At 36.2% G+C, this 9,120-nt stretch carries 8 protein-coding genes; all 8 read right to left on the bottom strand.

The window, feature by feature from the left end; genetic code table 11:
- A partial coding sequence (locus N4A68_14640) for a beta-alanyl-CoA:ammonia lyase (protein MCT4565533.1) occupies positions 1-210 on the bottom strand: 210 nt, incomplete at its 3' end.
- An 88-nt stretch (positions 211-298) separates the two neighbouring features.
- The gene (locus N4A68_14635) at positions 299-1,648 is read right to left on the bottom strand and encodes a branched-chain amino acid transport system II carrier protein (GenBank protein MCT4565532.1); all 1,350 of its coding nucleotides are present in this window, start codon (positions 1,646-1,648) and stop codon (positions 299-301) included.
- Positions 1,649-1,967: 319 nt separating this feature from the next.
- Positions 1,968-3,071 (bottom strand): electron transfer flavoprotein subunit alpha/FixB family protein, encoded by a 1,104-nt coding sequence (locus N4A68_14630; protein ID MCT4565531.1) that lies wholly within the window; start codon positions 3,069-3,071, stop codon positions 1,968-1,970.
- Positions 3,072-3,092: 21 nt separating this feature from the next.
- Entirely contained in the window at positions 3,093-3,896 is an 804-nt protein-coding gene (locus N4A68_14625; GenBank protein ID MCT4565530.1) for an electron transfer flavoprotein subunit beta/FixA family protein, read from the bottom strand.
- Positions 3,897-3,913: 17 nt separating this feature from the next.
- Positions 3,914-5,059, bottom strand: a complete 1,146-nt coding sequence (locus tag N4A68_14620; GenBank protein ID MCT4565529.1) for an acyl-CoA dehydrogenase family protein — start codon at positions 5,057-5,059, stop codon at positions 3,914-3,916.
- A gap of 443 nt (positions 5,060-5,502) precedes the next feature.
- Complete coding sequence (locus tag N4A68_14615) at positions 5,503-5,997, bottom strand: DUF1097 domain-containing protein (GenBank protein ID MCT4565528.1); 495 nt, start codon at positions 5,995-5,997, stop codon at positions 5,503-5,505.
- Between the two features lie 172 nt (positions 5,998-6,169).
- A complete protein-coding gene (locus N4A68_14610; GenBank protein ID MCT4565527.1) occupies positions 6,170-7,399 on the bottom strand; it encodes a Zn-dependent hydrolase in 1,230 nt (409 codons plus the stop codon).
- Between the two features lie 142 nt (positions 7,400-7,541).
- Positions 7,542-8,927 (bottom strand): dihydropyrimidinase, encoded by a 1,386-nt coding sequence (gene hydA / locus N4A68_14605; GenBank protein ID MCT4565526.1) that lies wholly within the window; start codon positions 8,925-8,927, stop codon positions 7,542-7,544.
- Between the last annotated feature and the right edge of the window lie 193 nt (positions 8,928-9,120).

Here is a 9,120-nt window from a genome sequence, read left to right as displayed (position 1 = left end):
GAAATCAACCATATCTCCTACATATATATCCTTATAGCATTTGACATCATGATACCCAAGGCAAAGAGATTCATCACCATCTACTAATATCATTTGCTCTGTTTCAACATCACCAATAAAATCAAACTGACGTCCAATTGGTACTAATCCATCTGGATTATTTGAATCCGCTGTTGTCATGTTATAGCTTAAAAAAGATACTTTTCTCATTATGACTTCCTCCTAGTAATTTTTATTATTTATATACCTACAATTTTCATAAGTATTAATTACCCTAGGTTTAAAACCTTTCAATGCTTTAACTAGCAACTGCAACTTCACTTTTCTGATAAACTAAGTAGCCTATTATTGCAGCTACCACTGTCCATGGGAACCACGCTAACATCTCAGATGACAGTGGAAGTCCCTCATAGAATATATTGAAGTAACCTAAGTCTAAATTCAATTTATTTCCATATGCATAAATTGTATCGAAAATACCAAATATTAATGCAGTGATCATGGCATATCTACAGACGTTTAGGTGTCTTTTATTTTGATTATTTGGCATTAATGCATAGTATATGACAAGTACGATTGCTGCTGGATAAATACCATCAAGGATTGGTCCAAGGAATGCAAGTATTGAAGCAAGACCCATACATCCAAATATTGTACTGAATATCAATACCGCTATAGATGCTGTCTTATAATCAACTTTTCCTTCAGTAGTATCCACAAAGAACTCAGCACATCCAGAAGTCATACCTATTGCAGTCGTTAATGCCGCAAAGAATAATGCAAATGAGAATAATATTCCACCTAATCTCCCAAGTAGTTTAGTTGCAACCGCTGTATAAAGGGCAGTGTAGTTTAAATCTATAGTCCCCCCGGTGGAAGCTCCAATTAACATATGGCAAAGGTGGGTACAGCTTAGTAAAGCAATACCTATAATCCCTATTCTAATGATATTCTTACTCATACGCTCGTCTGAAACACCCTTTGCTTTAAGTCCATTTAATATAACTACACCGAATATCAATGAGCAAAGAATCTCGGCTGTTGCATATCCATTAGTAAACCCATAGGCGAATGCGGAACCTTCGTATGTTTGAGCAACTGGCTTTGCTATGGGCATCATAAGACCCTTACCTACAACTATAGTGACAATGATAATAAGTAATGGGAATAGGATACTTGAAATACGATCCATGGTCTTTCCTGGGCTCATTAGGAACCAATATGTTATCAAATAGAATACTACGGTAAAAATAATTAGTGGTAATTTTGCCTGTGGATTTAGTCCGAAGGCTTGTACTATTGAATCCCAAGATGCTGCACTCATACGAGGTATCGCATATAAGGGCCCAAGTACAACGATTGTTAACATTGTATAGGATTCTCCTAACCTCTTTCCAAGTACTCTAGTGGTGATATGATTATAGGTTCCATTCCCCCTAGATAGTGCCACATATGCTAGTAATGTAAGCAATAAAGCCGTTATAAAAGCTCCACAAAATGCACCAAATACTGATGACCCACTTTCTTTCCCCCAATTCATAGGCCATACCATACTGGAAGCCCCAAAATGCATTGAAAAAAGGGCTCCGCCCATTAAAAACAGTGCAGGTAATTTTAAATCTCCATTTTTATCTAAATTTTTGTTCATACAGTTCCCCCCTAATTAAATATTTATACTAGCGTAGAAACCCTTATTATGTAGTTTCATTTTTGATATTTGAGTAAATTGCATAATATATTTATAGGGTAATTATGCAATTTACCCATTTATTTTTTATATTTGTTAATAAAATTCACTGACACACTTTTAACAAAACATGCCATAAAAATTAATGCTTTAAAAGCTATTGGAGATATTTCTCATTATATTCAATACAGTTGTTGGACGGTCAAGCCTATTTCTAATACTTTTTCAACATTTTTTCTTGTTACATATATCAAACCGTACACCTAGGGTATAGTTGTTTTTAACTTACCTTTACACTAGTTATTTCTTCAATCATCATAGGTACAACCTTGAATAAGTCTCCAGTGATTCCATAGTCAGCACAATCAAATATAGGAGCTGTATCATCTTTATTGACTGCTATAATAAGCTCTGAATCCTGCATACCGGCTTTATGCTGTATAGCCCCGGAAATGCCAAGTGCAACATATACCCTTGGATGTACTGTCTTACCGGTCTGACCAACTTGATGATCCGCTGATAACCACCCGGAGTCAACTACAGCACGGCTTCCACCAATAACTCCGCCACCAAAGGCCTCTGCGAGTCTATTAGCAAGCTCAATACCCTCCTCAACATTCTTTCCAATACCACGTCCTACGGAAACAATAACCTCTGCACCTATTAAATCAATCATCTGTTTTGCTTCTTTTACAACCTCTAAAACCTTTGTTTTTATCTCTTCCTGTGAGATAGATACTGGATACATCTCTATTTCACATTTATCTGCCATTTCTTGATTAAACTCTACTTTCTTCATAACACCGGGACGTACCGTAGACATACAAGGCCTAAAACGGGGACATATAATAGTTGCCATAAGATGACCTCCAAAGGCTGGACGTGTCATTTTTAAGTTCATATCCTCCATTTTAAATTTAGTCTTAGATAGATCTAGTGTTGACGATGAATCAAGAAAATCCACATATTTCTCCATATCGATATCTAAATGGGTACAATCAGCTGTTAAACCAGTATGTAGACGTGCTGCACAACGGGGCCCTAAATCCCTACCAATATGTGAAGCCCCAATTAAAATAACTTCTGGCTTCTTATCCATTGCAACATCACTAATTACCTTAGTATAAGCATCTGTTGTATATACATCTAATGCCGGGTCATCACAAACTATTATTTTATCTGCTCCATAGCCTCCTAGCTCTTTTGCAATATCCTTCACATTATGACCAAGAAGAACTCCAATAAGCTTTGATCCACGTTCATCGGCAAGCTTACGACCTTCAGAAATCAATTCAAAATCAGTATTTACTAATTTCCCATTACGTTGTTCACAAAAAACCCATATGTCATTGAATGCACCTATATCAGCACTATTAAATTCCATATTCTCATATCTCCTTTCAATTTATATAACGTGTTTCCTTTGTAAGCACTCTACTAGTTCAACTACTGTATCCCTGCCAGCTCCTTCAAGCATTACACCCACACCTTTTTGCGGTGGTGTAAAGGACTTAAATATATTAGTAGGTGATCCCTTTAAACCTATAGTATCAACCTCAATTAATGGCTGATCTTTCAATGCTTGAAAATCAAGGACTGTAAGGGGTTTACTATAACAATCCATAATTCCATTTATAGTCATATATCGAGTAGAAAGGTTATTTTCTTTTACACATGTGATCAGACAAGGTGTTTCAATCTCAATCATCATATATCCATCTTCAAGTAACCGCTTCACAACTATTGCATTATCTCTTTTGCTTATTTCATTAACATAGGTTACTTGTGGGATTTCAAGCTTCTCGGCTATCTGTGGTCCCACCTGTGCTGTATCTCCATCTATTGCCTGACGTCCACAGAATATCATATCCTCTTTACCTATACCTAAATGTGATATGGCAGATGCTATAATCTGGGATGTTGCAAATGTATCTGACCCACCAAACTCACGGGAAGAAATCAGAACCGCATCATCAGCTCCCATTGCAAGAACTTCACGAAGCATTCCCTCTGCTGGAGGTGGTCCCATGGTTACTGCCGTTACTTGGCAGCCTATTTTATCCTTGAGTATAAGTGCTTGTTCTATAGCACTCATATCATCTGGATTAATGATAGCAGACATAGAAGCACGATCAAGAGTGCCATCTGGTTTTACTGCAACCCTACCTGAAGTATCTGGAACTTGTTTAATACAAACATAAATTCTCATAATTCTACACTCCTTCTTTATTTACTCATTACTGCTCTGGAGATAACAACTTTATGAATCTCTGAAGTACCCTCATATATTTCTGTGATCTTAGCATCACGATACATTCTCTCTAATGGATAATCCTTCATATAGCCATATCCACCATGTATTTGAAGAGCCAAATTAGTTACAAAACGTGCATTTTCAGAAGCATTTAGCTTACACATAGCTGCCTCTTTTGAAAAAGGCTTTCCAGCATCTTCAAGATACGCTGCATATTCTACAAGAGTTTTTGCAGCCATTGTTTTTGTTGCCATGTCTGCAATATACCATTGGATACCTTGGAGATTTGCTATTGGTTTACCAAACTGAACACGTTCATTTGAATACTTAATGGAAAGATCCAATGCTCCCTCTGCTACTCCAACAGCTTGAGCCCCTACTCCTACACGGGCTCCATCCAACGCCTCCATCGCTATTTTAAAGCCTTTGCCCTGTCTTCCAAGAAGATTTGATGCTGGAACACGACAATCTTCAAATATTAGTTCCGCAGTTTCTGAACCAGCCAATCCCATTTTAGACTCTATTTTACCTATAGTGAAACCCGGTGTACCTTTCTCAACTATTATTGCGGACATACCTCTTAATCCCTTTTCAGGTTGCGTAAGTGCAAATATAATTAATACCTCTGCACGGCTACCACCGGAAATAAAGCATTTAGTTCCATTTAATATATACTCATCAGTTTCTGGATCATATATAGCTGTTGTCTTTACAGCCCCTGCATCGGATCCTGCATTTGGTTCGGTTAAAGCAAATGCCCCCAACGCTCCGCCTTTTGTAAGCTTGGGAAGAAATCTTTGCTTTTGTTCTTCATTTCCATATTTATTAATGGCTTGGGGTGCAATTAAGTGAATTGATAGGATTGCAGCTGAAGCCATACATTTTTTTGCGAATTCAGAAACAGTTATTACCTTCTCTAATGCACCACCATTGCAGCCTCCATATTGGCTAGGAACTCCAATCCCTGTAAATCCTAATAATGCCATTTTCTTAAAGTTTTCCTCGGGAAAAATATGCTCAAGGTCAACTTCTTCGGCTACTGGCTCTAATTCATTTTCAGCAAACTGTTGTGACAATTTTTTGATCAGTTCCTGTTCTCTGGTTAATGAAAAATCCATATGTTATTCAATCCTTTCCTTATTGATATAAAAAGCAGAAATTTCTTGAGAGCAAGTAATACGTCTAAAAATAGTACGCATTAACATTAATATAATAAAATGAATCTTTCATGCTCTTTGTTTCTGTTAAATAAAACTCTACATTATACAGCTAGTGGAAGGTCAAACTCTTTTTAAAAGATTAATTGTGTATCTAGAATTATTTTTGATTAATCCCTCCATCAACTGTAGAGGATTTTAACTATAAACATTCTCATAATATTAAGGGAAAAAATATATAAGAATAAAAAAAGAACCCAGCTTCACATGCTTTCTTATAAAAAGAAATGCAAATGTTAAGACTGAGTCCTTTACACACTTTTTTTATACAATCTTAAGGGAGTAATAAATATAAAGAATACTATCACAGCATCTGAAATCATATGATCTTTGAGAAGCCTTTTTTATACAGCTTCCTGTTCCTTTGTGTCCTTTTCTTGAGAGTTAGTATTCCTATTTGTTACATTGTAAAACCATGTACCACTTGATTCACATGCATATCCTAAAATAGCCCCTAAAATTAGGGTGATTACTACACCCTTCCAATCCCCTCCAGAAGCAAAGGTTGAGAATGATCCTATAAAGGTTCCTGGAATAAATTCGAACAATTTGATTTTAGCCTGTATACACATTATAAAAGTTATCAAAGCCGTACTAATCCCAGCAACATGGGAAAACTCCATATAGTTACACATTTTTATAATTACCATAGCCCAAAAAACACCACTTAGAGTCGCTGGAAGAGAACTTTTCAACCCTTGAATCTTACCTCCTGCCGCGAAAAATGCTGTACATCCTGCAAATCCTGCCCATCCAAGTAGTCCTAAAGCAGAACTTAACTCTACCCAAATACCACATAAAATTGCTGTCATTAATGAAAGTGCAGCTAAATTTCCCATTTTTTCACCCCTAATTCATTAGATTATACTTGATGTTGAGAATTAATCTTTCTCTAGCACCTCTTATGCTTGTTTTTTAATCAAAAGGCACAGAATAATGAATACCTGTGCCCTTTGTATTTTATAATGGTTTAATTAAGTTATTTAGGATATCGATTATAGAGAGTTCCAACTATCTCACGTCTGCCTTAAGTACAGCGTTTAACATTACGCTTGCACCATCTGTACATTCTTCAACGGATGTAAACTCAGGCTCACAATGGCTATGACCATCTTTTGAAGGTACGAAGATCATAGTAGTAGGTATCATCTCTGATACGAACTGAGCATCATGTCCTGCTCCACTATTGATATACTGATTAGAAATGCCTGCTTCATCAGCACTTTGTTTTACAAATTCTACCAACTCTTTGTCAAAATAAACTGTGTCACGAGCCCAAGCCTTCTCATACTCTACCCTACACTTAGCAACTTCCTTAGGCATGTTTTTGATAATATCAAGAACTTGTTCAATCACCTTAGGATCTTCATGTCTTGCATCAATTGAGAAGTCAACAAGATCAGGAATTACTGTATGTACACATGGATGACACTTGATTTCACCAGTTGTATAAACAAGTTCTGGATCAAGCTTGTCTAACTCATTGTGAAGATATTGAAGAACCTGAGCTGATGCATAAAGGGCATCTTGTCTATATTTCATTGGAGTAGTACCAGCATGATCTGCTTGACCATAAGTTCTGATTCTGTAGTTAATCATACCAAGTACGCAGGTTACAACCCCAATATGTTTTTGAGCAGCCTCAAGGATTGGTCCTTGCTCAATGTGAAGTTCAAACATAGCCTCATAGTCATTAGGATTTAATCTATTTGCTTCTGTTCCAGCATAACCACTTGCCGCTAAAGACTCACCAAAGGTAACAGTTGGATCCAATACACTCTTTGATGCAAGCATTGTAGCTTTATCAAATTTATTACAAATTACACCTGATGACATCATTGCAGGTGGATATAATGAGCCTTCCTCATTTGTAAATATCATAGCTGTAATAGGATGCTTGTGAGGAATCTTTTTATCTACAATAGTTTCTAAAACTTCCATAGCTGTAAGAACACCTAGAACACCGTCATAGTTTCCTCCATTTTTTACTGAATCAACATGGGATCCCATAACGATTCTTTTTGCGTTTGAATCTGTACCTGGAATTGTGGCATACATATTTGCCATATCATCTGTAGTTACTTCAGCTCCAATAGCCTTCATTCTCTTTGTAAATTCTTCTCTAGCTTGAATAGCTTCTGGTGATAATGAATACCTAGTAATTCCACCATTTCCTGTATCTCCAAAAGTTGAAAAAGTTTTGATTTTGTCTTCCATTCTTTTTACATCACAAGTAAACATAATCTGTTTCCTCCTCTTTAATCTCTTATTTTATATTTTAAAGCTTCAACATTTATAGCATCTTGAATGTTTTTTTCTAAATGTGGCATCTTGATTTATTCCACAATAGTTTTCTAATCAAGCTTATCTTTATTGACCTAAATTATATAATCATTGGAGTTGTTCTCTTGACAAATTTGCCATATCCTTTTTCTCCAACGAATTCACCATTCTCTACAATGACTCTACCCCTAGAAATTGTGGTTTCTGGATATCCTTTTAATTTAAATCCTTCAAATGGTGTGTAGTCAACATTTTCATGGAGCATCCCTTGAGTTATTGTCTTTTCTACATCTGGATTAAATATTACGATATCCGCATCACTACCAACAGCTATTGTACCTTTTTCAGGATACATTCCAAAAATTTTAGCCGCATTAGTAGAAGTAACCTGAACGAATCTTTGTAAATCAAATCTGTTTTCTAGCACACCATATGTATACATTAGTGCCATTCTTAATTCCACACCTGGGGCACCATTTGGTATCTTTACAAATGACTCTTTACCTAATTCTTTTTGTTCCATAAAGAATGGGCAGTGATCAGTTGCTACTAATTGAACTGTATCCTTAGCCAATGCTTCCCACATATAAGGCCAGTTAGCTTTATCTCTTAATGGTGGAGACATAACGTATTTTGCACCATTAAATCCTGGTTCTTCATAATTATCATAGGATAATAGTAAGTACTGGGGACATGTTTCTCCCATTATTGGGTATCCTTCTTCCCTGGCACGTCTTATTTCTGAAGCAGATTCCTCACAACTATTATGTACAATAAATAGTGGTGCCCCAGCTAATTTAGCTAGTTTTATTGCTCTACTAGCAGCTTCACCTTCCACCAAAGCTGGTCTAGACAATGCATGGTATTTAGGCTCAGTTTTTTCTTCAGCTAGTAATTGCTCAGTTAAATATTCAATAGCATAATAGTTCTCAGCATGAACCGATATTAATCCACCACTCTCATTAACTTTTTTTAATGCCTTCATAAGAGTGTCATCTGTAACTCTCAGATTCTCATATGTCATAAACAACTTAAAAGTAGGATATCCTTCTTTGATCATAGTAGGAATCTCTTCTAAAACATCATCATTCATATCAGTTACGGCTATATGAAGACCATAATCAATTACAGCCTTTTCATCCGCTTTTTCATGCCAAATTTCAACTGCATCTCTTAATTTTTTCCCTTTAGGTTGTATTGAGAAGTCTACTATAGTAGTAGTTCCTCCACAAGCAGCTGCAATGGTACCCGTAGCAAAATCATCACTGGCATGTGTACCACCAAATGGCATATCCATATGGGTATGAGGGTCTATTCCTCCTGGCATTACGTATTTTCCAGTTGCATCAACCATCTTAGCTTCTTTATCTTTTAGATCCAATCCTATTTGTACAATCTTTTCATCTTTTATACCGATATCTCCCTTAAAAGTATCCGAAGCTGTTACGATTGTACCTCCCTTAATGATGGTGTCAAATTTTTTCATAATTAAACTCCCCTCTCATTAATAATTTGATTTGTGTTGGTGCTTATATTTGAGGAAATTGCATAACTCTTACTTGGCAGAATTGCATATGCGAATATCATCCTTGATTTAATTGCTTAAGATATAAGCATATTTGATGGTATGGCTTTGAAGAATTTTAGACTACATATGGTAGATAGTTTTTGTAGAAGGT

It is taken from the genome of Maledivibacter sp., from assembly GCA_025210375.1.
Taxonomy (GTDB): domain Bacteria; phylum Bacillota; class Clostridia; order Peptostreptococcales; family Caminicellaceae; genus JAOASB01.
Note: the sequence above shows the minus strand (reverse complement) of the source record. Positions and strands in the feature narration are given on the sequence as shown.